At 70.4% G+C, this 24,618-nt stretch carries 23 protein-coding genes; 13 read left to right on the forward strand and 10 right to left on the reverse strand.

Going from position 1 to position 24,618, the window contains the following annotated elements; genetic code table 11:
* Positions 1-51: 51 nt before the first annotated feature.
* Positions 52-1,782 (reverse strand): threonine/serine exporter family protein, encoded by a 1,731-nt coding sequence (locus ACWGDX_RS18860; RefSeq protein ID WP_453626970.1) that lies wholly within the window; start codon positions 1,780-1,782, stop codon positions 52-54.
* 261 nt (positions 1,783-2,043) lie between these two features.
* On the reverse strand, positions 2,044-2,538 hold the full coding sequence (locus tag ACWGDX_RS18865) for an inorganic diphosphatase (protein WP_046504875.1): 495 nt from the start codon (positions 2,536-2,538) through the stop codon (positions 2,044-2,046).
* A gap of 175 nt (positions 2,539-2,713) precedes the next feature.
* Between ACWGDX_RS18865 and dacB the strand changes: the two genes are divergently transcribed.
* The 6 genes from dacB to folE all read left to right on the forward strand — a co-directional run bounded on the left by dacB (position 2,714) and on the right by folE (position 10,377).
* On the forward strand, positions 2,714-4,174 hold the full coding sequence (gene dacB / locus ACWGDX_RS18870; protein WP_453626905.1) for a D-alanyl-D-alanine carboxypeptidase/D-alanyl-D-alanine endopeptidase: 1,461 nt from the start codon (positions 2,714-2,716) through the stop codon (positions 4,172-4,174).
* A 260-nt stretch (positions 4,175-4,434) separates the two neighbouring features.
* Entirely contained in the window at positions 4,435-5,565 is a 1,131-nt protein-coding gene (locus ACWGDX_RS18875; protein ID WP_453626907.1) for a zinc-dependent metalloprotease, read from the forward strand.
* Between the two features lie 187 nt (positions 5,566-5,752).
* A complete protein-coding gene (gene tilS, locus ACWGDX_RS18880; RefSeq protein WP_453626909.1) occupies positions 5,753-6,793 on the forward strand; it encodes a tRNA lysidine(34) synthetase TilS in 1,041 nt (346 codons plus the stop codon).
* 90 nt (positions 6,794-6,883) lie between these two features.
* Positions 6,884-7,423: a hypoxanthine phosphoribosyltransferase gene (gene hpt / locus ACWGDX_RS18885; protein WP_453626972.1), complete on the forward strand. Its 540-nt coding sequence runs from the start codon at positions 6,884-6,886 to the stop codon at positions 7,421-7,423.
* 208 nt (positions 7,424-7,631) lie between these two features.
* Positions 7,632-9,659: an ATP-dependent zinc metalloprotease FtsH gene (gene ftsH, locus ACWGDX_RS18890; RefSeq protein WP_453626911.1), complete on the forward strand. Its 2,028-nt coding sequence runs from the start codon at positions 7,632-7,634 to the stop codon at positions 9,657-9,659.
* A 112-nt stretch (positions 9,660-9,771) separates the two neighbouring features.
* Positions 9,772-10,377 carry a GTP cyclohydrolase I FolE gene (folE, locus tag ACWGDX_RS18895; RefSeq protein ID WP_363081699.1) on the forward strand — a complete coding sequence of 202 codons (606 nt, stop codon included), beginning with the start codon at positions 9,772-9,774 and terminating at the stop codon, positions 10,375-10,377.
* 31 nt (positions 10,378-10,408) lie between these two features.
* Here folE and ACWGDX_RS18900 read toward each other — a convergent pair whose 3' ends face one another.
* The 5 genes from ACWGDX_RS18900 to folP form a co-directional block, all read right to left on the reverse strand.
* Positions 10,409-10,912 carry a DUF3180 domain-containing protein gene (locus ACWGDX_RS18900; protein WP_453626913.1) on the reverse strand — a complete coding sequence of 168 codons (504 nt, stop codon included), beginning with the start codon at positions 10,910-10,912 and terminating at the stop codon, positions 10,409-10,411.
* 49 nt (positions 10,913-10,961) lie between these two features.
* Entirely contained in the window at positions 10,962-11,576 is a 615-nt protein-coding gene (folK, locus tag ACWGDX_RS18905) for a 2-amino-4-hydroxy-6-hydroxymethyldihydropteridine diphosphokinase (RefSeq protein WP_453626915.1), read from the reverse strand.
* Positions 11,573-11,932 carry a dihydroneopterin aldolase gene (gene folB / locus ACWGDX_RS18910; RefSeq protein WP_382863125.1) on the reverse strand — a complete coding sequence of 120 codons (360 nt, stop codon included), beginning with the start codon at positions 11,930-11,932 and terminating at the stop codon, positions 11,573-11,575. Before folB ends, folK begins: the two co-directional genes overlap by 4 nt.
* Positions 11,933-12,158: 226 nt before the next feature.
* Positions 12,159-12,620, reverse strand: a complete 462-nt coding sequence (locus tag ACWGDX_RS18915; protein ID WP_453626917.1) for a nuclear transport factor 2 family protein — start codon at positions 12,618-12,620, stop codon at positions 12,159-12,161.
* A complete protein-coding gene (gene folP, locus ACWGDX_RS18920) occupies positions 12,617-13,477 on the reverse strand; it encodes a dihydropteroate synthase (RefSeq protein ID WP_453626919.1) in 861 nt (286 codons plus the stop codon). The genes ACWGDX_RS18915 and folP overlap by 4 nt, the downstream gene beginning before the upstream one ends.
* A gap of 388 nt (positions 13,478-13,865) precedes the next feature.
* Here folP and ACWGDX_RS18925 point away from each other — a divergent pair, with 388 nt between their 5' ends.
* Entirely contained in the window at positions 13,866-14,978 is a 1,113-nt protein-coding gene (locus ACWGDX_RS18925; protein ID WP_453626920.1) for an alpha/beta hydrolase, read from the forward strand.
* Here ACWGDX_RS18925 and ACWGDX_RS18930 read toward each other — a convergent pair.
* Complete coding sequence (locus ACWGDX_RS18930) at positions 14,965-16,140, reverse strand: ABC transporter ATP-binding protein (protein WP_453626922.1); 1,176 nt, start codon at positions 16,138-16,140, stop codon at positions 14,965-14,967. The two genes, ACWGDX_RS18925 and ACWGDX_RS18930, sit on opposite strands and share 14 nt — an antisense overlap.
* Before the next feature lie 141 nt (positions 16,141-16,281).
* Between ACWGDX_RS18930 and ACWGDX_RS18935 the strand changes: the two genes are divergently transcribed.
* From ACWGDX_RS18935 to ACWGDX_RS18950, 4 genes are all read left to right on the forward strand, one after another.
* Complete coding sequence (locus ACWGDX_RS18935) at positions 16,282-17,052, forward strand: ABC transporter permease (protein WP_453626924.1); 771 nt, start codon at positions 16,282-16,284, stop codon at positions 17,050-17,052.
* Between the two features lies 1 nt (position 17,053).
* On the forward strand, positions 17,054-17,809 hold the full coding sequence (locus ACWGDX_RS18940) for an ABC transporter permease (protein ID WP_453626926.1): 756 nt from the start codon (positions 17,054-17,056) through the stop codon (positions 17,807-17,809).
* A 37-nt stretch (positions 17,810-17,846) separates the two neighbouring features.
* Positions 17,847-18,836, forward strand: coding sequence for an ABC transporter substrate-binding protein (locus ACWGDX_RS18945; RefSeq protein WP_453626928.1), 990 nt, complete (start codon positions 17,847-17,849; stop codon positions 18,834-18,836).
* A 165-nt stretch (positions 18,837-19,001) separates the two neighbouring features.
* Positions 19,002-20,165 carry a hypothetical protein gene (locus ACWGDX_RS18950; protein WP_453626930.1) on the forward strand — a complete coding sequence of 388 codons (1,164 nt, stop codon included), beginning with the start codon at positions 19,002-19,004 and terminating at the stop codon, positions 20,163-20,165.
* Positions 20,166-20,302: 137 nt separating this feature from the next.
* On the opposite strand, the gene ACWGDX_RS18955 is transcribed toward ACWGDX_RS18950, so the two are convergent.
* Both ACWGDX_RS18955 and ACWGDX_RS18960 read right to left on the reverse strand, forming a co-directional pair.
* Positions 20,303-21,454, reverse strand: coding sequence for an NADH-quinone oxidoreductase subunit D (locus ACWGDX_RS18955; protein WP_382863107.1), 1,152 nt, complete (start codon positions 21,452-21,454; stop codon positions 20,303-20,305).
* A gap of 88 nt (positions 21,455-21,542) precedes the next feature.
* Positions 21,543-22,544 carry an SAM-dependent methyltransferase gene (locus tag ACWGDX_RS18960; protein WP_453626973.1) on the reverse strand — a complete coding sequence of 334 codons (1,002 nt, stop codon included), beginning with the start codon at positions 22,542-22,544 and terminating at the stop codon, positions 21,543-21,545.
* Positions 22,545-22,679: 135 nt separating this feature from the next.
* Between ACWGDX_RS18960 and ACWGDX_RS18965 the strand changes: the two genes are divergently transcribed.
* Both ACWGDX_RS18965 and ACWGDX_RS18970 read left to right on the forward strand, forming a co-directional pair.
* Positions 22,680-23,879, forward strand: a complete 1,200-nt coding sequence (locus ACWGDX_RS18965; protein WP_453626932.1) for a sensor histidine kinase — start codon at positions 22,680-22,682, stop codon at positions 23,877-23,879.
* Between the two features lie 28 nt (positions 23,880-23,907).
* A complete protein-coding gene (locus ACWGDX_RS18970) occupies positions 23,908-24,594 on the forward strand; it encodes a response regulator (protein ID WP_453626934.1) in 687 nt (228 codons plus the stop codon).
* Positions 24,595-24,618: the final 24 nt, after the last annotated feature.

Raw genomic sequence — 24,618 nt, forward strand, 5'->3', positions numbered from 1 at the left:
GGGCGCCGCCCTGGCCGCCGTAGCGGCCGTGAACCTGGGCAGTACAGCCCGCTAGAAGCCGCGCGTCCGCTTGGCCGCGCGGCGGCTCGACGCCCGGCCCGCTCCCGGGGCCGTGAGGAACAGCCGGGAGATCTCGCCGCCGAGGTTCACCCCGATCGCGATCGCCAGGGCCAGCGCCGCCGCCTTGGAGAGCGAGGTCAGCCCGCGGTCCGGATTGTTCTGCGCGATCCCCAGCAGTCCGAAGTAGGTCGCCGAGCCCGGCAGCAACGGCCCGATCGCCGCCGTGACATACGGCAGCGCCGAGGCGAACTGGTAGCGCGAGAAGAGCTGTCCGAACAGCCCCACCAGACCGGCCGCCACCGCCGTCGCCGCCACCGGCGAGATCCCGCCCGTGTCATGCAGCGCCGCGTAGACGACCCAGGCGATACCGCCGTTGAGGGACACCATCAGCACGGTGGAACGTTCCTGCTGGAGCAGGATCGCGAAGGTGAAGCTCAGCACCACGGCCGCGAGGATCTGCACCACGGGACGCTCCGCGGTGTGCGGCGCGGCGTCCGGGTTGAGCTGGGCGTCGAGCTGCACCCCCAGATACAGCACGGTCAGCACCCCGATGATGATCGCGATGAAGAAGTACATCACCTCAAGCAGTCGCGCCGACGCGGTGATGTAGTAGCCCGTCAGCCCGTCCTGCACCCCCGCCACCAGTGCCCGTCCGGGCAGCAGCGCGAAGAGTCCACCCGTGATCACGGCGGAGGGCCGCACCTCCCACTGCGCGGCCGAGCCCACCAGCGTCAGCGCCACACCCATCGCGGCGGGCGGCATCGCGGCCACCACGAACTGGTAGAACTCCGGCAGCCCGCGGCCCGCGCACAGCCAGGCCAGCCGGTCCCCGAGCATCGCGCCGAGCGCCGCCGCCACGAACACCAGGAACCCGCCGCCGACCAGCACGGACGCGGAGCCGGCCAGCACTCCGCTGGCCACGGTCAGCACCCATCCGGGGTACGGATGCCGGTTGCGCCGGATCTCCGCCAGCCGCCGGTACGCCTCCTCCAGCGTGACATCCGTGTCCTCGCTGGTGATGTCGTCGATGAGCGTGAAGACGGCGGAGAGCCGGGTGTAGTCGGTGCCCCGCCGCCGTACCGTCCGGCTGGCCGTCACGGGATCCTCCACCAGCGACGGCTGATGGGAGATCGACAGCAGGGTGAAGGTGACATTGGGCTCGCAGCGGTCGAGTCCGTACGCCCGGCTCACCGCGAACATCGCGGCCTCGACATCCTCGGCGCCCTCGCCGCCGGCCAGCAGCAGCTCGCCGATACGGAGCGTCAGATCCAGCACGCGCGGTACGGCGGGCCCGTTGTCGTCGTGCCGCTGCACGGTCTCCGGTACGGGCCGTTCCCCGGCCGGCATCCGCAGCAGGGTACGCATCCGGTCCTGCCAGGGAGCCCCCTTGGCCAGCGGGACCGCGGGGACGGCGGCGGGGACACCGGAGGGTATGGCGACAGGGGGGCCGGCCGGCGCGGCGACGGGGTGCGGCTTGCGGGACGTACGGCCCGTCCTGCTTCCGGACCCGTCCTCCCGCCGTCCTCCCGGCCTGCCGAAGGCCGAGCCGCCCGGCCCGGCCTGCTGGTCCGTGCTCAGCCCCTCGGGAAGCGCGAACTCCGATGTCGGACGGTCGTCCTCGGCGGGCGACGGCCGCTCCATCCCGTGCGGCGGGGTGAAGGCACTGCGGGCCTCGTCCGGCTGAGGCTTACGCTCCTCGGGGCCGTCCGGCTCGGCCACCACTGTCGACGCCGTCACTCACTGGCTCCCTGTCGTACTCGCTCTCGTGTGCCGCTTCCGCCGATCCATCCGTAGCTCCGCGTCTGCCCAGTATGAGCACGGACATGACGAGCCACACCCGCACCCGCACGCACGTCCGCATCTCCGCACGCGTGTCACCGCACATGTGTCCGCACACACGGACGGGCGGCGCACCTCCCGAGAGGTACGCCGCCCGTCGTCCGTCCGGCCGTCAGGCCGGTCACACGGAGGAGGAGTGCGTGCTCAGTGCGCGCCGCCCTGCGCCTCAAGTCGCTTGTACGAGGCCTCGATCTCGGCCTCGGCCTCGGCGCGGCCGACCCACTCGGCGCCCTCGACCGACTTGCCGGGCTCCAGGTCCTTGTAGACCTCGAAGAAGTGCTGGATCTCCAGGCGGTCGAACTCCGAGACATGGTGGATGTCACGCAGGTGCTCCACGCGCGGGTCCGAGGCCGGGACGCAGAGCAGCTTGTCGTCCCCGCCGGCCTCGTCCGTCATCCGGAACATACCGATGGCGCGGCACTTGATGAGGCAGCCGGGGAAGGTCGGCTCGTCCAGGATGACCAGCGCGTCCAGCGGGTCTCCGTCCTCACCGAGCGTGTTCTCCACGAAGCCGTAGTCGGCCGGGTAGCTGGTCGAGGTGAAGAGACGACGGTCAAGGCGGATCCGACCGGTCTCGTGATCCACCTCGTACTTGTTCCGCGAACCCTTAGGGATCTCGATGGTGACGTCGAACTCCACGGGTGGCTCCTCCATGATCAACACATATCTCCGGTGGTACCGCGTCTTCGCGCAGGAGGACCCCCGGACCGGCGGTCCAGGACCGCTTCTGGGCCGGGGTGCCATGCTCGTGGCAAGACGCAGTGATTAAGTGTCCCCCACGCAGCAGTGTGATCGCGAAAGGGGCTGGTCAGCCGTGCTTGAGCCGAAAGTGTGGCAGCTCACGACGGGTTCCGTGGTGGCCGGCCTGGCGCTCGCGGCGGTCGCGGTGGCCGTGGCCGGCCCCTGGGACTCCGGTCAGCGTAAGGCCGAGCGGGAGTGGGCCGCCGCCCAGGGCCGTACGGGTGGCACACATCACGACCCGACCGCTCCCCGTACGCCCTCGCCCGCCCCCAGCGCGCCCGATGTGCTCTCCGTGCTCACCGCCCGGGACGCGGATCCGGCGGATCTGTCGGCGGGGCTCGGGAAGACGCTGGGGCCGCTGCTGGACGACGAGGCCCTGGGCCCGCTGCGTACGGCCTCGGTCGTCGACGCCACCACCGGTGAGCCGCTGTACGGGAGGGGCGCGAACACCCCGATGACCCCGGCCTCCACCATCAAGATCGCGACCATGACCGCCGCGCTCTCCGCGCTCGGCCCCGCCCATCGCATCGCCACCACCGTGACGGCCACCCCGGACGCGAAGACGCTCACCCTCGTCGGCGGCGGGGACGCCACCCTCGACCGCGGCGGACTGCGCGACCTGGCCGAGGACACCACCCGCGCGCTGCGCGACCGCGGGGTCACGAAGGTCGCGCTGCGCTACGACGCGTCCCTCTACTCGGGTCCCCGGGCCCACCCCATCGGCCCCAACGACAACATCGCCCCCGTCGACGCGCTGATGGCCGGGCAGGGGCGGCTCGACAGGTCCGCCAGTGGTCCCGCGCCGCGCAGCGGCGATCCGGCGGGCGACGCCGCCGATCTCTTCGCCCAGTTCCTGCGTGAGGAGGGTGTCCGTACCACCGCGGCCCCCACCGCGGTCAAGTCCGCCAAACCCGCGAAGTCGGCCAAGCCCGGCACGGACGCCAAGCCCGGCACGTCCGGCACGGACGCCAAGGGCACCAAGGACACGGTGGTCGCCAGGACCTACTCCCAGCCGCTCTCCGCGCTGGTCGAACGCGCGCTGACCGAGAGCGACAACGACATCGCGGAGTCCCTGGCCCGGCAGACCGCGCTCGCCGCGGGCCGCCCCGCGAGCTTCGAGGGCGCCGGACAGGCCGTCCACGCCCAGCTCGAAAAGCTCGAACTGCCCCTCACCGGGGCCCGCTTCGCCGACGGCAGCGGTCTGAACCGCAAGGACAGGGCCAGCGCCGCGCTGCTCACCGCCCTGCTGGCCCGTGCGGCGGACCCGGCCCACCCCGAGCTGCGTCCCGTTCTCACCGGACTGCCCGTCGCGCGGTTCAGCGGCACCCTCAGAAGCCGGTACCAGGACGCCGCGCCCGCCGCCGGACTGGTCCGGGCCAAGACCGGCACGCTCACCGGGGTGAACACCCTGGCGGGCACGGTCGTCGACGCCAGGGGCCGGCTGCTGGTCTTCGCGTTCATGGCGGGCTCCACCCCTGAGCCCGCAGGCGCGCAGGCGGCCCTGGACAGGCTCTCGGCCGCCCTGGTCCGCTGAACCCCCTCGTCCCGCCCCCGCCGCCTCATCCCGCCCCGTCCCGCCCCGTTCCGCCCCGTACTTCCCGTCCGTCCCTCCCGCCCCCGCGTTTCCCGCCCCCGTGCGCCCCTCCGACGGCCCAATGGGCTCCCCGGCCGGTCTCCCGGCCGGTCTCCCGCTCCGATTCCGGGCCTTCCGCGATCCCTTAGGGGACGGTACGAGGGAAGATCCGGGCCACGGACACCTCACCGCTCCGCGGGCCGAGCACGTACGGTTGACGCATGACGAGCATCGGTGGTGCCGAGATGGTCGACTGGAATCTCGCGGTGGCGACGGCGACCCGCCTCGTACGGCCGGGGCCCGAGGTGACCCGGGACGAGGCGCGTGAGATCGTCGCGGAACTGCGCAGGCATGCCAAGGCCTCGGAGGAGCATGTCCGCGCGTACACACGGATGATCCCCGACGGACACGAACCACCGGACACCCCGGTCCTGGTCGTGGACCGGGCCGGCTGGGTGAAGGCCAATGTCGCGGGGTTCCGCGAGCTGCTCAAGCCCCTGTTCGACAAGATGCTGGAGCGCCGCGCCAGCACCCCCGGCGGCGCCGTGCTCGGCGCGGTCGGCGGCAAGGTGACCGGTGTCGAGCTGGGCATGCTGCTGTCGTTCATGGCCTCCCGGGTGCTCGGCCAGTACGAGACGTTCGCCCCCGCCACCCGTGATCTCCCGGCGGGCGAGCACAGCGCGGGACGGCTGCTGCTCGTCGCCCCCAACATCGTCCACGTCGAGCGTGAACTGGACGTCGATCCGCACGACTTCCGGCTCTGGGTGGCGCTCCACGAGGAGACCCACCGTACGCAGTTCACCGGTGTGCCCTGGCTGCGGGACCATCTCCAGGGTGAGATCCAGTCCTTCCTGGACGAGACCGAGGTCGACCCGATGACCGTCCTGGAGCGGCTGCGCGAGGCGGCCCAGTCGCTCGCGGGCGGCCGTCCCGAGGGCGAGGAGGCCGAGCACGGCAGAAGCATCGTCGAGCTGGTCCAGACACCGGGACAGCGCGAGATCCTCAGCAGGCTGACCGCCGTGATGTCCCTGCTCGAAGGCCACGCCGACTATGTGATGGACGGCGTCGGCCCCGATGTCGTGGCCTCCGTCGCCGAGATCCGGGAGAAGTTCCAGCAGCGCAGGGCCCGTGGCGCCAGCCGGCTCGACCAGGCGCTGCGCAAGCTGCTCGGCCTCGACGCCAAGCTGCGCCAGTACCGGGACGGCGAACGGTTCGTACGGTCCGTCGTCGAGGAGGTCGGCATGGCCGGCTTCAACCGGGTCTGGACCTCGCCGAACACGCTCCCGACCAAGACGGAGATCGCCAGACCGGCGGACTGGATCGCGCGGGTGCACCGCAGGCCGGATTCCTGAGCCCGACCCGGCTCTCGGCGGAAGAACGCCACATGTATCACCCATCCGAGGGACCGTGAGTGAGGGATAGGCGTGCAATGCTCGGGTAATGGCTCGGTTCTGTCACCATCGACGCACTCTGAGTGACGCTCTCCGTCCGTACACCGACCGAGGCACCCCCCAAATAACATCACGAAGGGCACCGGATATGGGTCCCCATCCTGCGGTCGCGGCGATACGCCTGGCGGTCCGCCGCGTACTCCACGACGTCCTGACCGATCGCGCGGAAAATCCCCCCACCACACCCCCCTCCGCCGCCAGGCCCACCAGCGGCGGGCGGCCGCTCGTGCTGGTCGCCTGCTCCGGCGGTGCCGACTCCATGGCGCTCGCGTCCGCCCTCGCCTTCGAAGCCCCCAAGCTCTCCGTCCGGGCCGGTGCCGTCACCGTCGACCACGGTCTCCAGGCCGGCTCCGATCTGCGCGCCGCCGAGGTCGTGGCCCGTCTCGGCGCCATGCGGCTCGACCCTGTCGAGTCCGTCGCCGTCACCGTGGGCCGCGAGGGCGGTCCCGAGGCCGCCGCGCGCGACGCGCGCTACGCCGCCCTGGACGCCGCGGCCGAGCGCCATGGCGCCGCCGCCGTCCTGCTCGGCCACACCCGCGACGACCAGGCAGAGACCGTGCTGCTGGGCCTCGCCCGCGGCTCGGGCACCCGGTCCCTGTCCGGCATGGCGGCCGTCTCCGGGACGGCCGGCCGCTACCGGCGCCCCTTCCTCCAGCTCGACCGCCAGACCGCCCGCAAGGCCTGTCTGGTCCAGTCGATCCCGGTCTGGGACGACCCGCACAACAGCGATCCCGCCTACACCCGCTCACGGCTGCGCCACGAGGGCCTGCCCGCGCTGGAGAAATGCCTCGGCAAGGGCGTCGTCGAGGCCCTGGCGCGTACGGCGCAGCTCTCCCGCGACGACGCCGACGCCCTCGACGCCTGGGCCGCCGACGCGGACCGCGCCGTACGGGACGAGGCGGGGCTGCTGGATTGCGCCAAGTTGTACGCGCTGCCCCCCGCCGTCCGCCGCCGTGTGCTGCGCCGGGCGGTCATCGCCGCGGGCGCCCCCGCCGGATCGCTGTTCGCCCGTCACATCGAAGAGGTCGACCGCCTGATCACGGGCTGGCGCGGCCAGGGAGCCATCAACCTGCCCGGCCGCGTGGAGGCCAGGAGGCAGGGTGGCAGACTGGTCGTCCGGCAGGGCTGAAGCGCGGAAGCACTACGGCTGTGTCTCCCGGGGCGCGAGTCCCGGACCCCCCGGCCGACAACGAAAGTGATACGGGTGGACGACAAGGACATGGGCGACGACCTCCAGTCGGTGCTCATCACCAAGAAAGAGATCGACGCGAAGCTGGCCGAACTGGCCGCGCGGATCGACGCGGAGTACGCGGGCAAGGATCTGCTTCTCGTCGGGGTCCTCAAGGGCGCCGTCATGGTCATGGCGGATCTGGCGCGCGCGCTGTCCACCCCTGTGACGATGGACTGGATGGCCGTCTCCTCGTACGGAGCCGGCACCCAGTCCTCCGGTGTGGTCCGGATCCTCAAGGACCTGGACACCGACATCAAGGGCAAGCACGTCCTGATCGTCGAGGACATCATCGACTCGGGTCTGACGCTGTCGTGGCTGCTCTCCAACCTCGGTTCACGGGAGCCCGCCTCGCTGGAGGTGTGCACCCTGCTCCGCAAACCGGACGCCGCGAAGGTCGCGATCGATGTGAAATGGATCGGCTTCGACATTCCCAATGAGTTTGTCGTCGGATATGGCCTGGATTATTCGGAGAAGTACCGCAACATGCCTTTTGTCGGCACACTCGCACCGCACGTCTACGGCGGCTAGCCCGCTGGATCCCGTCCGGCGCGGAAAGGCTCCGTAGCCGCCGGGAACCCCAGCGCTTCTCGCGCCGTTGGAGCATGGGAAGACGGGTTTGTCAGCCGTCCCGTGCCATCGCGGGCCACAATGCTGGGGTACCGTCCGAAGAACAGTCTTTTCTCACAGCGGCATTTACCTACGGGCAGGAGGGACGGGGCGACTTCGCTCCGTATGGATGGACGTGAAGCGATACTTCCGTGGGCCGGTCATGTGGATCGTGCTGGCCGTCCTCGCCGTGGTCGTGTTGATGCAGGTCGTCGGCTCGTCGGGCGGCTACAAGACGGTGGACACCGGTGAGGTTGTCCAGGCGATCGACAAGAACCAGGCCGAGCAGGTCAAACTGACCACCGGCGACGAACAGATCATCAAGGTCGACCTCAAGAACGGTGTGAAGGTCAAGGGCAGCGACAAGATCCAGGCCAGCTATATCGGCAGCCAGGGATCCGCGCTGGCCGGCACCCTTCAGACCAAGTTCCAGAACGGCGACATCAGCAAGGGCTATACGGTCTCGCCCTCGAAGCAGAGCCCGTTCGTCTCGGTGCTGCTGTCTCTGCTGCCCTTCGTCCTGATCGTCGTGGTCTTCCTGTTCCTGATGAATCAGATGCAGGGCGGCGGCTCCCGGGTCATGCAGTTCGGGAAGTCCAAGGCCAAGCTCATCACCAAGGACACCCCGAAGACGACCTTCGCCGATGTGGCGGGATCCGACGAGGCGGTCGAGGAGCTCCACGAGATCAAGGAGTTCCTCCAGGAGCCGGCGAAGTTCCAGGCGGTCGGCGCCAAGATCCCGAAGGGTGTGCTGCTCTACGGCCCGCCCGGTACGGGCAAGACACTGCTCGCCCGCGCGGTCGCGGGTGAGGCCGGTGTGCCGTTCTACTCGATCTCCGGTTCCGACTTCGTCGAGATGTTCGTCGGTGTCGGTGCCTCCCGGGTGCGCGACCTCTTCGAGCAGGCCAAGGCGAACGCCCCGGCGATCGTCTTCGTCGACGAGATCGACGCCGTCGGCCGGCACCGCGGCGCGGGCCTAGGCGGCGGACACGACGAGCGCGAGCAGACCCTGAACCAGCTCCTCGTCGAGATGGACGGCTTCGATGTGAAGGGCGGCGTCATCCTGATCGCCGCCACGAACCGGCCCGACATCCTCGACCCGGCGCTGCTGCGCCCCGGCCGTTTCGACCGGCAGATCGCCGTCGACCGCCCGGACATGCAGGGCCGGCTGGAGATCCTCAAGGTCCACCAGAAGGGCAAGCCGGTCGCACCGGACGTCGATCTGGGCGCGGTCGCCCGTCGTACGCCCGGCTTCACCGGCGCGGATCTGGCGAACGTGCTGAACGAAGCGGCGCTCCTGACGGCGCGCAGCGACAAGAAGCTCGTCGACAACCACGCTCTGGACGAGGCGATCGACCGCGTCGTGGCGGGACCGCAGAAGCGGACCCGGATCATGTCCGAGAAGGAGAAGAAGATCACCGCGTACCACGAGGGCGGACACGCCCTGGTCGCCGCGGCGTCTCCCAACTCCGACCCGGTGCACAAGATCACGATCCTGTCCCGCGGCCGGGCCCTGGGCTACACCATGGTCCTGCCCGACGAGGACAAGTACTCGACCACGCGCAACGAGATGCTCGACCAGCTGGCCTACATGCTGGGCGGGCGCGCGGCCGAGGAACTGGTCTTCCACGACCCGACCACCGGCGCGGCCAATGACATCGAGAAGGCCACGACCACGGCCCGTGCGATGGTCACGCAGTACGGCATGACCGAGCGGCTCGGCGCGATCAAGTTCGGCGGCGACAACACGGAGCCGTTCCTCGGCCGGGAGATGGCGCATCAGCGCGACTACTCGGAAGAGGTCGCGGCGCTGGTCGACGAGGAGGTCAAGAAGCTCATCGAGACCGCGCACAACGAGGCCTGGGAGATCCTCGTCGAGAACCGTGACGTTCTCGACAATCTGGTTCTGGCGCTCCTGGAGAAGGAGACGCTGAACAAGGACCAGATCGCCGAGGTCTTCGCGACCGTCGTCAAGCGTCCGGCCCGCCCGGCATGGACCGGCTCCTCGCGTCGTACACCCTCGACGCGGCCGCCGGTGCTCTCGCCGAAGGAGCTGGCGCTGACCAATGGCGCGGCCGGTGCGAACGGCGGAATGCCCGCCGGGACCAACGGTGACACCTCCACCGAGGCCCTCCCCGAGGAGCGCCCCGAGAGCTGACCCCGGACGCCTCCACCGGCCCGGAATGGATGCCGCGCCCCCCAGGTTTTAGCCTGTGGGAGCGCGGCATTCTTATGCGCGCCCACGAGGACGGCACAGGAACGAGGCACACATGACCGACCCGGTGACGCTGGAGGGCGAGAGCCCCGTACGCGAATTCGACGAGAAGCGGGCCGAGAATGCGGTGCGTGAGCTGCTGATCGCGGTGGGGGAGGACCCGGACCGTGAGGGACTGCGGGCGACCCCGGGCCGGGTGGCACGGGCGTACAAGGAGATATTCGCCGGGCTCTGGCAGACCCCCGAGGATGTGCTGACGACGACGTTCGATCTCGGCCACGACGAGATGGTGCTCGTGAAGGACATCGAGGTCATGTCTTCCTGTGAACATCACCTTGTCCCCTTTGTCGGTGTCGCCCATGTCGGCTATATCCCCTCGGCCGACGGGAAGATCACGGGCTTGTCGAAGCTGGCGAGGCTGGTGGATGTCTATGCCCGCCGGCCGCAGGTCCAGGAGCGGCTGACGACGCAGATCGCGGACTCGCTGATGAAGATTCTGGATCCGCGCGGTGTGATCGTGGTCATCGAGTGCGAGCACATGTGCATGACCATGCGCGGGGTGCGCAAGCCCGGCGCCAAGACGATCACTTCGGCGGTCCGCGGCCAGCTGCGCGTTCCCGCGACCCGCGCGGAGGCCATGAGCCTGATCATGGCTCGCTGATCCGGCTCACCGGCCGGACTTCCGCGGTGGATCAGACCGGACCCGCGGGCGCCGCGCCGTGTTTGTCGTGGTCGTCGTCCTCCGGGCCTTCGGGGAGTTTGCAGACACGCTCCAGGAAGAAGGCCGCGATGATCACCGCGAGGCCCGCCAGCACGGAGAAGCCGGCGTAGAAGGCCTGGTCGCGGCGCGAGGGGATGTCGAGATGGCTGAGCAGATAGACGCCCGTACCGCCGTAGATCCCGGAGACCAGGGCCGCCACCAGGGCGCTGGCCTGGCCGAAGACCACCGCGCGGGCCGCCATCAGAGGGTCGACGCCCTTGGCGTCCGGGCGCCGCTCGCGCTGGGCGCGTAGCCGGGAGCGCAGGGAGAGCGCGGTCGCCGTGAGCACGACGGCGATCACGGCGAGGACGATGGGTGCCGCGAGCGGCACGCTCGGCAGGGTGCCGAGCGAGTCCCAGAGGCGGGCCCCGGCCCAGGAGAGCACACCGGCCACCACGAACAGGCCGGCCAGGACGCCGATCCGCAACTGCTTCACCGAGAGAGCCGCCCTTCGCCTTGCCGTACCGACCCGCTGAGCCTAACGACTACTCGGGCAGGCGGAGTTCCAGATCGTCCCGGGGGCGCACACCGCCATGGCCGATCGACGAGAGCAGCTCGGCGACAGTGCCATGGCCCGGTACCTGTGCCTCCGGCTCCACGTCGTGCCAGGGGGCGAGGACGAAGGCCCGCTCATGGGCCCGGGGGTGGGGAAGGGTGAGCCGCGGATCGTCCGAGACGACGTCCGCGTACGCGAGGATGTCCACATCGATGGTGCGCGGCCCCCACCGCTCGTCGCGTACCCGGTCGAAGGCCTCCTCGATGGCCTGGCCGCGCTCCAGCAGTGAGGACGGCGGCAGGGTCGTTTTGATCACGACCACCGCGTTGAAGTACGCGGGCTGGGAGCCCGGTTCGACCCCCCATGGCTCGGTCTCGTAGACCGGGGAGACCGCCTTGACCCGCAGTCCGGGGGTGTCCTCCAGCGCGTCGATGGCGCCCTGGAGCGTCTCCAGCCGGTTGCCGAGATTGGAACCGAGGGAGACCACGGCCCGTTTCGGATTGGAGAGGGTGGTGTCCGCCGCGTCCACCCGCGCGACCACGGAGGCGGGTACCGGCTGCGCGGTCGGGTCGCTCTGCGACCCATTGGCTGAGAACAGGGTCATACTCGGCTCCGGGTGATGGTGATGGTCACATCGTCGAAGGGGACGGTGATCGGGGCGTCGGGCTTGTGGACGACCACCTCGACCTCCTGGACGCCGTCGTGCTTGAGACACCGCTGGGCGATGCGCTCGGCGAGGGTCTCGATCAGAGCGACCGGCTCTCCCCGGACGATCTCCACGACCTCCTCGGCCACGATTCCGTAGTGCACGGTCTTCGCCAGGTCGTCGTCGGCGGCCGCGGGGCGGGTGTCGAGGCCGAGCACCAGATCCACGATGAAGGTCTGCCCCTCTTCGCGCTCCCGGGGGAAGACGCCATGGTGCCCACGGGCCCTGAGGCCGCGCAGCGCGACACGATCCACGCGAATCACTCCTGCTGTCGTTGGTCTCGGGCACTGTCCGGTCAAGGGCGGCACCGTGCCCTCGTTTGAATCTACCCGCGAGCGCCGACACCGTTCCCCCGCGGGGGACGGGCGGTGTGTCACACGGCCCGTGGTCACCGCTGTCCACCGCCTCTGTCCACCCCCTGTCCCTCGCTCCCGGCTGTCCCGCGCTCCCGGCGTCCGTTCACGGGGGCCGCCTACCCACTTACGCCGGTGTCTCGTCCTCCGGCTCGTCATCGGTTTCGGTCAGAACGGGTGAACCGTGGTGCGACCAGATCTTCCAGCCCTCGGGCGTACGCCGGAACACATTGGTGGCGACGACGAGCTGGCCGACGAGCGGTCCCAGCTCACCGCTCTCCTCGGCGGGGCCGCCGCTGAGGATGTTCTCGGTGCAGGTCACCAGGGCGGTGTCGACGGCGACGGAGACCGTGACATCGGTGAGGAAGAACTGGATGTACTCGGTGTTCGCCATGATCAGGGCGTACGAGCGCAGTACGTCGCCGCGGCCGGTGAGGACCGGCCAGCCCGGGTGCACACAGGAGATCTCGTCGTCCTTGCCGCCGTCCAGCCAGAGCCCGGACAGCGAATCGAGGTCGCCGCGCTCCATGGCCTCGTAGAAGGTCGTGTTCGCCTGTTCGACCTGCTCGTTGTCCGTGAGGGCGGTCACGCGGCGCCCTCGACCGCGCGGGCCATGCGGACCGCGTCGGCCGTCGCCCGTACCTCATGGACCCGGACCGCCCAGGCGCCCTGGTGCGCGGCGATGGCGGATACGGCCGCGGTGGCCGCGTCGCGTTCACGGGCGGGCGGCGGGGCGCCTTCGCCGCCGGCGAGGACATGGCCGAGGAACCGCTTGCGGGAGGCGGCGACCAGCAGGGGCCGGCCCAGGGAGCGCAGCTCGGGAAGGTGGGCGAGGAGGGCCAGATCGTGTTCGGCCCGCTTGGCGAAGCCGAGCCCGGGGTCGATGACGAGGTACTCGGGGCCGATACCGCCGGTGATCACCGCGTCCATCCGTGCGCGCAGCTCGGTGACGACGTCCGCGACGACGTCCGTGTAGAGGGCGCGGCTGTTCATGTCCTGGCTGAAGCCGCGCCAGTGCATCACCACGAAGGGCACCCGGGCGGCGGCGACCGCGGGCACCATGGCCGGGTCGGCGAGCCCGCCGCTGACGTCGTTGACGAGGACGGCGCCGGCCGCGACGGCCTGTTCGGCGACGGAGGCGCGCATGGTGTCGACGGAGACGGTGACGCCTTCGGCCGCCAGGCCGCGGACGACCGGTACGACGCGCCTGAGCTCCTCGTCCTCGTCGACCCGTGTGGCGCCGGGCCGGGTCGACTCACCGCCGACGTCGATCAGATCGGCGCCCTCGGCGACCAGGTCGAGGCCGTGCTTGACGGCGGTGGTGGTGTCGAACCAGCGTCCGCCGTCCGAGAAGGAGTCGGGTGTCACATTGACGACCCCCATGACCGCGCAGCGGTCCCACCCCGGCAGACCCTCGACGGTGCCCCGTCCACGCAACGTACTCATATGCCCACCCTAGGCCCTGTCCGGTCGGGTGCCCGGGGGATCCTCCCGGGTCCGGCTCGGAAGGCCGTACGGCGAGGGGCCGGGCGGGGGCGCCGGACGCGTACCCGCCGTGTCGCGCGTCCGGGCGGGGTGAAATCCGGCGGAGCGGACGGCCCGTCAGCCGATTGGCGGGTATCCATGGGGTGTGCCGCGGCCGAGTCGGAACCGATTCCGATTTATCCCCATCTAGCGTCACTGGCATCGCTTCCCGTGGCTCCGCGGGAGAGTGTGGTGTCCATGTTCGCCCCATCCGCGCGTCATCGGATATTTCGCGACCTCCAGGACGGAGCCTTCGGGGGGAGGGTTCCTCCGCGTTCCGGAAAATCTCACGGGAGAAAGCTCGGTGGTCATGGGTCTTACCAGCCGTAAAGTCCTCGCCCTGGCCGTCCTGCTGGCCGTGCTGCTCTTCTTCGCCACGGTCTGGCTGTGGCCGCGGCTGTCGGCGCGTACACCGCGTGCCGTGTTCGGCCGTGTGGGTCTGCTGTTCGCCACTCAGGTGAGCCTCTTCATGGCCGTCGCCCTGGTGGCGAACCAGTACTTCCTCTTCTACGGTTCCTGGCGGGACCTCTTCGGCCAGGAGCGGGAGCTGGGAGCGGTCGTCGGCCGGGCGGGCAACGGCAAGAACATCACGGTCATGGACACCCAGCGGTCGCCCGTGCCGGGCAGCAAGCAGCCCACGGTGGCCGGCCAGATCCAGAAGATCGCCATCGGCGGCCCCAGGTCGGGAATCGACAGCACCGCGTATGTCTATCTGCCGCCCGAGTACTTCCAGCATCACTTCTCGCGGCTGTCCTTCCCCGCCACGGTGGTGCTCACCGGCTATCCCGGGGTGGCGGAGAATCTGATCAAGGGCCTGAACTATCCGAGGACCGCCTGGGAGCTGGCCAGGAAGGGCAAGATGCAGCCGATGGTCCTGGTGATGCTGCGGCCCACCGTGTCGCCGCCGAGGGACACCGAGTGCGTGGACGTGCCCCGCGGTCCGCAGACCGAGACCTTCTTCGCCAGGGACCTGCCGCTGGCGGTGTCACGGACCTACCGCGTCAAGAGCGAGCCGCGCAACTGGGGCATCATCGGCAACTCCACCGGCGGCTACTGCGCGCTGAAGATCGCTCTGCACCACCCCGAGCGGTACTCGGTGGGCGCGGGACTCTCCGCGGACTACAAGGCGGCCGAGGATCCGACCACCGGTGATCTCTTCCACGGCGACCAGCGGCTGAGGAACCGGGCCGATCTGCTCTGGAGCCTGGAGCATCTCCCGCAGGGCAATTCGTCCCTGCTCGTCACCAGTTCCAGGAAGGGCGAGCGCAACCTCCGGGCCACCCGCGAGTTCATCAGCAAGGTCAGACCGCCCGCGCAGGTGTCGTCGATCATCCTCGACAGCGGCGCGCACAACTTCAACACCTGGCGCAGGGAGATCCCGTCGGCGCTGGAGTGGATGAGCGGCCGGCTCAGCGCCGACTGAGGCTGATCGTCTCCAGCTCCACCTCGGTACGGGGGATGTCCTGCGCGTCCGCGTCGATGGAGCGGCGCAGCGCCTCGTGCAGCCGCGCGGGGGTGAGGACCCCCAGGAACCGTCCCGTCTCCTCCTTGTCGATGACCGCGATCCAGCCGGCGTCGTGCTGGAGCATCGTGGCGAACGCCTGCTTGAGCGAGGCGCCGAGGGGCAGCCAGGCGTCCATCCGGCGGGCGTGTTCCCGTACGGTCCCGGCCGCCGAGGCACCGGTCCGGTCGGTGGAGATCCAGCCGTGCAGATTGTCCTGGGAGTCCAGGACGACGGCCCAGCGCGCGCCCTCCTCGGTGAGCTTCGCCGCCGCGCGTTCGAGCGGGTCGTCGAGATGGAGGACGGGCGGCTGTTCCAGATCGCCCTCCTCGATGGGGGTGACGGAGAGCCGCTTGAGGCCGCGGTCGGCGCCGACGAAGTCCGCGACATACGGGGTGGCGGGGGTGCCGAGCACCGCGGTGGGGGCGTCGAACTGTTCGATCCTGCCCTGTCCGTAGACGGCGATACGGTCGCCGAGACGGACGGCCTCCTCGATGTCGTGCGTGACGAACAGCACAGTCTTGCGGACGGCCGCCTGGAGCTTGAGGAACTCGCTCTGGAGATGGTCGCGTACGACGGGGTCGACCGCGCCGAACGGTTCGTCCATCAGCAGGACGGGCGGGTCGGCGGCCAGGGCGCGGGCGACCCCGACGCGCTGGCGCTGGCCGCCGGAGAGCTGCTCGGGGTAGCGGTCGCCGTAGACGGACGGGTCGAGGCCGACCAGATCGAGGAGCTCGGCGGCACGGCTGCGGCCCTTGGCGCGCGGCCAGCCGAGGAGATGCGGAACGGTCGCGGTGTTCTCCAGGACCGTCTTGTGCGGGAAGAGGCCGACCTGCTGGATGACATAGCCGATACGGCGCCTGAGCTGGACCGGGTCGATGGCTGATATGTCGTCCCCGTCGAGGAAAATCCGCCCCTCGGTCGGCTCGATGAGCCGGTTGACCATTTTCATGGTGGTGGTCTTGCCGCAGCCGGAAGGTCCGACGAGCGTGATCAGTTCGCCCTGGGAGACCTCGAAGGAGAGGTCGTCGACGGCGGTCGTACCGTCCGCGTACCGCTTGGTGACGTGCTCGAATCGGATCATGGTTCCCCATTGTGCGGCGTGTTGTGTGAAGGCCATGTTGCTGGAATGTGGCGGGCTTCCGCGAATGTCAGTGGTCGGGGATAAGGTCGCCAGACAGTAGGAACCAGCCATTCGTTCGGACAGACGGGGGAGGTGGAACGCGTGAAGACACAGAGCTGCCTGGCGGCGAACGACTGGATCTGCGGCGAATATCTCCGCTCCCGCAGCCAGGAGCTGATCGACGCCACGGTCCAGCATGTGTGGATCACCGCCGTCTCCGTCGTGATCGGAGTGCTGGTGGCCTTTCCCCTGGCACTGCTGGCGCGGAGCAGGCCCTCTTTCGCGGGACCGGTGCTGGGGCTGACGACACTGCTCTACACGATTCCCTCGCTGGCGATGTTCTCGCTGCTGCTTCCGGTCTTCGGGCTCTCCGCCGGCCTGGTGATCACGGGGTTGGTTCTCTATTCACTGACCATTCTTGTGCGGAACATCATGGCGGGGCTGGATTCGGTGCCCGAAGAGGCACGGGAGGCGGCCCGCGGGATGGGGTACGGACCGGGGCGGATGCTCTGGGAGGTCGAGCTCCCGCTGGCGCTGCCGGCCCTGATGGCGGGTCTCCGGATAGCCACGGTGTCGACGATCGCGCTGACCACGGTCGGTTCGATCGTCGGCAAGGGCGGTCTGGGCAATCTGATCGAGGACGCGTTGTCGAGCTTCTTCAAGGCCCAGGTGCTGACGGCCTCCGTGCTCTGTGTGCTGCTGGCGGTCGTGGCGGATCTGCTGCTGCTCGGGGCACAGCGGCTGCTGACGCCCTGGACCCGGATACGGACGACGCGTACGGCGGGTCCCTCGGACGGGCCGGGCCCGGCCCGCCGTGCGAGTGCCGGGGCGGCTGCCGCGGGCGCGGGCGACCCGGTCAAGGCGGTGGGGTGACATGGGTGTTCTGGGAGACGCCTGGAGCTGGCTGACGACCGGCGCCCACTGGCAGGGCGACAGCGGTGTGTGGCACCGGCTGGCGGAGCACATCTATGTCAGCGGGGTCTCGCTGGCGCTGGCCTGCGCGATAGCCCTGCCCCTGGCGCTGTATCTGGGGCACATCGGCAAGGGCGGCGCGCTCGCGATCAATATCTCCAATGTGGGCCGGGCGATCCCCGTCTTCGCCGTGCTCGCCCTGTTCATGGTCTCGCCGCTGCGCAACGCGGGCTCGGTGCCCACGGTCATCGCCCTGGTGCTCTTCGCCGTGCCTCCCCTGCTGACCAACGCCTATGTCGGTATGCGGGAGGTGGACAGCGCGGTCGTCGAGGCCGCCCGGGGGATGGGCATGTCCGGGCGCCAGCTCTTCGCCCGGGTGGAGCTGCCCCTCGCGTACCCGCTGATCATGACCGGTCTGCGGTCCGCCGCCGTCCAGGTGGTGGCCACCGCCACCATCGCGGCGATGGTCGGCCAGGGCGGGCTCGGCCGGATCATCACCGCCGGCTTCAACACGTACAACACCCCGCAGGTGGTCGCGGGCGCACTCCTCGTCGCGCTGCTCGCTCTGCTCGTCGAAGGAGTGCTGGTGGCACTGGACCGGGTCATCGACCCGGCTCCGTCCGTCGCCACCGGACCCTCAGTGCCGGCCGGACCCTCCGGACCCTCCGGACCGTCCCGATCCTCCGGTGACAGGACCCCGTCCCGCACGACCGCGTGACGACCGACCCAAAGGCTTCTTGGAGATGGTGAACCTCATGAGCAAGACCTCGCGCATCGCGGGTGCGGTACTGGGCGCGGTGGCTCTGACCACGTCGCTCGCCGCATGCGGCGGCGACAGCCTGGAGAACGACAAGGCGGGCTCCGGCTCCACGGCCGGCTCCGACGCCGGCTCCGCGAAGAAGGGCTCGCTCGTCATAGGCGCGGCGGCCTTCACGGAGTCCAAGGTGCTGGCGGAGCTGTACGCCCAGATCCTGGGCGACGCCGGCTACTCGACCTCCGTGACCACGGTGGAGAACCGTGAGCTGTACGAACCGTCCCTGGAGAAGGGCGAGATCGATGTCGTACCGGAATACGCGGCCACGATCACGGAATTCCTCAACGCCAAGGTGAACGGCGCCGACGCGGCACTGGCGAAGCCGCTCGCGTCCAGCGACGCGGACGCCACCGTCGCCGAGCTGGAGAAGCTCGCCGAGCCGCTCGGACTGAAGGTGCTGCCGGTCGGCCAGGCCGTCGACCAGAATGCCTTCGCGGTCACCAAGGAATTCGCCGAGAAGAACAGCCTCAAGACCCTTTCCGATCTTGGAAAGTCCAAGATCAAAGTAAAGATCGCGGCGGGGGACGAGTGCGAGGTGCGGCCGTTCTGCGCGCCGGGCCTGAAGAAGACGTACGGCATCGATGTCGCGGGGATCGACCCCAAGGGCGTCGGCACCCCGCAGTCCAAGCAGGCCGTCAAGGACGGTGTGGACCAGGTGGTTCTCAGCTCCACCACCGACGGCACGCTCGACAGCTTCGGACTGGTCGTCCTGGAGGACGACAAGAAGCTCCAGAACGCCGACAACGTACTCCCGGTGGTCAATGCCAAGGACGCGGGTTCCCAGGAGATAGCCGATGTCCTGGGCAAGCTGACCGCCGCGCTGACGACCGACGATCTCGCGCAGTTGAACCTCAAGGTCGATGCCGAGCGCGCCAAGCCGGAGGATGTCGCGAAGGAGTATCTGGAGTCCAAAGGTCTGGTCAAGAAGTAGCCGCCGAACGGCGGCCGCGAGGCCGCCGGAAGGTAAGTGACGGCAGGCAAAACGGAGTTCTGTAGAGGAAAGAGGGGAAAGGGATCGGCACCCCGGGTAAACGGGGTGGGACCGATTGTTCGACCGGCCCCCCAATCCGTCTCCGCACACGGTAAATTTCAGGCCATGCCACGTGGACGCCACCGCCATTCCCCACCTCTCCACAAGCTTCTGCCGCCGTCGGCGGTCGCCGGAGCCGCGGTTCTCTGCGCCGCGGGCACCTGGCTCTTCACCGAGCCCGTGGTGCTCCGCGGTCTGGTCGCGGCCACGGCGGCCGCGGCCGTCGGCGGCGCGGTCCTGATGCGTGCCTGGGACCGCTCCGCCGGCCGCCGGGTCGCCGAGCTGACCCGCGCGCGGGAGAGCGATCAGTGGCGGACCGAGGAGCGCACGGCCGAGCTGGAGGCCGATGTCGAGGAGGCGCGCGAGCTGCGCCTCAAGCTGGAGGCCAAGCTGCGCTCCAAGAGGGTCGAGCTGGCCAAGCTGCGCGGTGAGCACGCGGCGCTGCTGCGCCGGTACGCCACGGCGGAGACCGAGCGCGCCACCGCGCTCGAAGGACGGCGTCAGCTCGCCATCGAGGCCGCGGTCGTGCCCAAGGCCCTGGCGGCGGCGGGCAGTACGCCGATCGCGGGGGTGTATCTCAGCGCGGCGCGGGCCCTGGACGAGCTGTCGCGCAACGGCGTGGCCCAGCGGGCGAGGCGCGAGGCCGACGCGGCGGCGGCCCGCGAGCGTGAATCCGTGGAGCGCGCCTCGGCGCGGGCGGTCGAGCAGGCCATGGAGCCGGAGCCGGCGCAGTCGCGGCGGGATCAGGCGCCGGAGGCCGGGGGTGAGCAGCACGGCCGCTCGGCGTCCACGCTTCCCGCCACCCGGGCGGCGACCCCGTCCGCGATCGTTCCGTACTCCCCGCAGCGCGGCCCGGTGCGCCGGTCCGAGGGCGGTTTCGACTTCTTCGGTACGCAGGCCGGGCACGGACACGGGCACACGCAGGCCGCGCTGGGTGCCCGGGGCGGGCAGGAAGGCGGCCAGCACAAGAAGACGGCGGAGCCGGCGGGCGACGCGGAGTCCACGGGCGAGGCCGACGGCGAAGGGCCCGCACCGGCCGCCGAGTTGGCGCGTACGGAGACGGCGGAGTCCGTGGAGGCCGAGGATCTCGCCGACGTGGTGGGCGAGGAGGCCCTCGCCGAGCGCCGCGGGTCCGAGGAGCGCGCGGTCGGCCAGGTCATCGATCTGACCGAGCACGACGAGACCGAGCCGCTTGAACTCGACTCCCTGCGCAACGCGGTCAGCTCCTGACCAAGGCTTCTGACCACGACTCCTGACCAAGGCTTCTGACCACGGCTCTTGACCGAGGCTCCTGGCCACGACGGACACGCGGTGAGCGCAGGCGCAAGCGCCCGCCTTCCCGTGCCCGTCCGCCCGCCGGACGGCGGCTACTTGTCGATGTCGCCGACGACGAAGAAGAGCGACCCCAGGATCGCCACCATGTCGGCGACCTGCGTGCCGGGCAGCAACTCGGTCAGCGCCTGGATGTTGTTGAACGACGCCGAGCGGAGTTTGAGCCGGTACGGCGTCTTCTCGCCCTTCGACACCAGGTAGTAGCCGTTGATCCCGAGCGGGTTCTCGGTCCAGGCGTAGGTGTGCCCCTCAGGTGCCTTGAGCACCTTGGGCAGCCGCTGGTTGATCGGCCCCGGCGGCAGCTCCGCGATCCGGTCCAGACAGGCGTCCGCCAGGGCCAGCGCGTTGTGCGTCTGCTCCAGCAGGCATTCGAACCGGGCCAGACAGTCGCCGTCCTCGCGGGTGACGACCGTGAGCGTGTCCTGGAGTTCGCCGTACGCGAGATACGGCTCGTCCCTGCGCAGATCGAAGTCGACCCCCGAGGCACGGGCGATCGGCCCGGACACCCCGTACGCGTGGACCGCCTCCCGTGACAGCACCCCGATACCGTGGGTACGGCCCCGGAAGATCTCGTTGCCGAGGACCAGCCGGTCGTACACGTCCATCCGCGAGCGGACCTCGGCGACCGCGTGCCTGGCCCGCCCCAGCCAGCCCGCGGGGAGATCCTCCTTGAGGCCGCCGACCCGGTTGAACATGTAGTGCATCCGGCCGCCGGAGATCTCCTCCATCACCGCCTGGAGCTCCTCGCGCTCCCGGAACGCGTAGAACACCGGGGTGATACCGCCCAGTTCGAGGGGGTACGAGCCGATGAACATCAGATGGTTCAGTACGCGGTTCAGCTCGGCCAGCAGTGTCCTGGTCCAGACGGCGCGCTCGGGCACCTCCATGCCGAGCATCCGCTCGACGGCCATCACCACGCCCAGCTCGTTGGAGAACGCCGAGAGCCAGTCGTGGCGGTTGGCGAGCACCACGATCTGCCGGTAGTCACGCGCCTCGAAGAGCTTCTCCGCACCCCGGTGCATATAGCCGATGACCGGCTCCGCGCTGCGGATCACCTCTCCGTCGAGCACCAGACGGAGGCGGAGCACACCGTGTGTCGAGGGGTGCTGCGGCCCGATGTTGAGCACCATGTCGGTGCTCTCCGCGGCGCCGCCGATGCCGACCGTCGTCCGGGTGGTCTCCGTCATGGGCGACAGTCTCTCAGACGGTCTCCCATGGGGTCGGCGCGCGCCGTCGGAGCCGGGCCCGTCCGGGGCGGACGGACGGGACCACACGTCAGACCGGGCGCGGCAAGGACCCGGCGGCACCGAGATCGGGCGGTTCCACACCTACGGGCTGTATCAGCCAGCCGAAGTCCCCGAGACCGCCGCGCGCCGTCAGCTCCGCCGCCTCCCCGGCCGCCGCCAGCGCCCGTACGTACCCGGCCGGATCGGTGGCGGCCAGGGACAGCGGCGGCCGGGCGCCGCTCACCCCGAGGCCCCGCAGCGCCTCGCGCTGGCCGAGCAGCACGGCGCCGGGCAGCGCGCAGGCGTCCAGCGCCACATGGGCGGTGAGATCGCGGCTCCCATCCGGTACGGGGGGCACCTCACGGCCCGCGCGGAAACCGGTCAGCGTGCCGAAGGGCGGCCGGGCGTCCCGTACATGCGCGTAGTCGACGGCGACCGCGAGCCCCCGCTCCAGCGTGGCGACGGCCGCCGCCCACGCCTCGTCGCGCGGGCGGCCGATCTCGGCCCGGCTGCCGGGTCCGGCGGACGGCCACCAGCGGGCCAGCCACTCCGCGTCCGGACCTGTGACCGGCTCGCCCGGCGCCTCGGTACCGTCCGGCCGCACCAGGACATACCGTACGGTCCCGTCGGTTCCGGTCTCCGCGATGTCGACGGGGACGTTGTCCAGCCACTCGTTCGCGAAGACCAGCCCGCGGACCCCGGCCGGCGGCTCGTCGCACCACTCGATACGCGGATCCAGGCCCGCGGGGCGCGGGGCGCGCTCGACGGCGTACGGCCGTACGGCGAGCCCGGCGGGGAGCGCGGCCAGGATCCCGGTCAGCAGCTCGCCGCGGCCCGCGCCGATGTCGACGAGCGCCACGTCCCGCGTACCGAGCCGCTCGGCGGTCGCGGTGAGCAGCCGGGCGACGGCGGCGGCGAAGAGCGGGGAGGCGTGCACCGAGGTACGGAAGTGCCCCGCCGGTCCCTCGGGCCGCAGATAGAAGCCGCCGGGGCCGTACAGCGCGTCCTCGGCGGCCACGCGCCAGCGCCGCGCCCGGGGCCCGTACCGTATGCCCCGAACCCCCCGCGACCTACACGTCTCATCCGTCACGGAGCCAAGTCTCCACCTTGGGGAGTACGCTTCCGCCGACCGGATCGACCCTCCGGTTGACCCGTCCGCCGTTTCCGCTTACCTACGCTGGGTTACGTGCAGCGCTTCTACGACTTTCTCCGCAGACACCCGACGGGCGTCGACAGCTTCTGGGCTGTCCTGCTCTTCGGGTTCTCTCTGTTGTGGGTGGTGCAGCAGGTCGTGGGTGTGGGGCCCCGGCTGGTGGCCATCGTGGTGGTCGCGCTGCTGAGCCTGTCCGTGGCGCTGCGCCGCCGCGCACCCGAGAAGACGCTGGTGCTCGTACTGGGCCTGGGGGTCGCCCAGGTCGCACTGGACGTGCAGGTCAACCCGGCCGACTTCGGCATGCTGGTGGTGATCTACACCGTCTCGGCCCAGGGCGGCCCGCGCTGGGCCTCCCAGCTCGCGCTGACCGGCGGACTGCTCGCCGCGCCGATCTCCCAGGTGCGCTGGCCCGAGGACGGGACGAGCACCGCGGGCCGGGTGGTCGTGGCCATCATCATGAGCGTGCCCTTCGCCCTGGCCTGGGTGCTGGGAGATTCCGCCCGTACCCGCCGCGCCTACTTCGACCAGTTGGAGGAGCGCGCCACCCGGCTGGAGAAGGAGCGCGAGGCGCAGGCGAAGGTGGCGGTGGCCGCCGAGCGCGCCCGTATCGCCCGTGAGCTGCACGATGTCGTCGCGCACAATGTCTCGGTGATGGTCGTTCAGGCGGACGGCGCGGCCTATGTGCTGGACGCCGCGCCCGACCAGGCCAAGGAGGCCCTGGAGACCATTTCGAGCACCGGCCGGCAGGCGCTGGCCGAGATGCGCAGACTGCTCGGCGTGCTGCGCACCGGCGACACCAAGGAGGGCGGCGAGTACGTACCGCAGCCCGACGTCGGCCAGATAGAGGATCTGGTCGAGAAGGTGCGGGGCGCGGGCCTCAGCGTGGACTTCAAGATCGAGGGCACTCCGCGGCCGCTGCCCAGCGGGGTGGAGCTGACCGCGTACCGCATCGTGCAGGAGGCCCTCACCAACAGCCGCAAGCACGGCGGACCCGATGTCGGCGCCAGCGTGCGGCTGGTCTACTTCGACGACGGGCTCGGACTGCTCGTCGAGGACGACGGCCGGGGCGCGGCGCACGAGGTGTACGAGGACGGCGGGGCCGACGGGCGCGGTCACGGGCTGATCGGGATGCGGGAGCGGGTCGGGATGGTGGGCGGCACGCTCGACGCCGGACCGCGCCCGGGTGGCGGCTTCCGGATCAGCGCGCTGCTCCCGCTGAAGCCGGCGCACTGATTCCCCCTACCGGACAAGGAACCCCCAGATGTCGATCCGCGTGATGCTTGTCGACGACCAGGTGCTGCTGCGCACCGGTTTCCGTATGGTGCTGGCCGCGCAGCCGGACATGGAGGTCGTCGCGGAGGCGGGCGACGGCGCGGAGGCGATCGAGAATCTCCGCTCCACCACCGTGGACGTCGTGCTGATGGACGTCCGGATGCCCCGGCTCGACGGCGTCGAGGCGACCCGCCGCATCTGCGCTCAGCCGGGCGCGCCGAAGGTGCTCATCCTGACCACCTTCGACCTGGACGAGTACGCCTTCTCCGGGCTCAAGGCCGGGGCCAGCGGCTTCATGCTGAAGGATGTGCCGCCCGGCGAACTGCTGAGCGCGATCCGCTCGGTGCACAGCGGTGACGCGGTGGTCGCCCCGTCCACCACCCGGCGGCTGCTCGACCGCTTCTCGCCGATGCTGCCGACGACCGCCAAGCCGCGGCACAAGGAGCTGGAACGGCTCACCGGCCGCGAGCGCGAGGTGATGCTGCTGGTGGCGCAGGGGCTGTCGAACGGGGAGATCGCGGGGCGGCTGGTGCTCTCCGAGGCGACCGTGAAGACCCATGTCGGCAGGATCCTCACCAAGCTGGGGCTGCGGGACCGGGTGCAGGTGGTGGTGCTGGCATACGAAACGGGCCTGGTCCGAGCGGGCTCGCCGCCCGGCGGTGCGCCTCCCGGCTAGGGGGCCGTGGTCGAGGGCGCGTTT

It is taken from the genome of Streptomyces sp. NPDC055025 (genome assembly GCF_053608565.1).

Bases quoted from the DNA above. Each gene is read 5' to 3' on its own strand.
- ACWGDX_RS18875 (WP_453626907.1), top strand. From the start codon at position 4,435: ATGACGAGCATCGGTGGTGCCGAGATGGTCGACTGGAATCTCGCGGTG.
- tilS (WP_453626909.1), top strand. From the start codon at position 5,753: ATGGGTCCCCATCCTGCGGTCGCGGCGATACGCCTGGCGGTCCGCCGC.
- hpt (WP_453626972.1), top strand. From the start codon at position 6,884: ATGGGCGACGACCTCCAGTCGGTGCTCATCACCAAGAAAGAGATCGAC.
- ftsH (WP_453626911.1), top strand. From the start codon at position 7,632: ATGGACGTGAAGCGATACTTCCGTGGGCCGGTCATGTGGATCGTGCTG.
- folE (WP_363081699.1), top strand. From the start codon at position 9,772: ATGACCGACCCGGTGACGCTGGAGGGCGAGAGCCCCGTACGCGAATTC.
- folK (WP_453626915.1), bottom strand. From the start codon at position 11,576: ATGACCCTGTTCTCAGCCAATGGGTCGCAGAGCGACCCGACCGCGCAG.
- folP (WP_453626919.1), bottom strand. From the start codon at position 13,477: ATGAGTACGTTGCGTGGACGGGGCACCGTCGAGGGTCTGCCGGGGTGG.
- ACWGDX_RS18925 (WP_453626920.1), top strand. From the start codon at position 13,866: ATGGGTCTTACCAGCCGTAAAGTCCTCGCCCTGGCCGTCCTGCTGGCC.
- ACWGDX_RS18930 (WP_453626922.1), bottom strand. From the start codon at position 16,140: ATGATCCGATTCGAGCACGTCACCAAGCGGTACGCGGACGGTACGACC.
- ACWGDX_RS18940 (WP_453626926.1), top strand. From the start codon at position 17,054: ATGGGTGTTCTGGGAGACGCCTGGAGCTGGCTGACGACCGGCGCCCAC.
- ACWGDX_RS18945 (WP_453626928.1), top strand. From the start codon at position 17,847: ATGAGCAAGACCTCGCGCATCGCGGGTGCGGTACTGGGCGCGGTGGCT.
- ACWGDX_RS18950 (WP_453626930.1), top strand. From the start codon at position 19,002: ATGCCACGTGGACGCCACCGCCATTCCCCACCTCTCCACAAGCTTCTG.
- ACWGDX_RS18955 (WP_382863107.1), bottom strand. From the start codon at position 21,454: ATGACGGAGACCACCCGGACGACGGTCGGCATCGGCGGCGCCGCGGAG.
- ACWGDX_RS18970 (WP_453626934.1), top strand. From the start codon at position 23,908: ATGTCGATCCGCGTGATGCTTGTCGACGACCAGGTGCTGCTGCGCACC.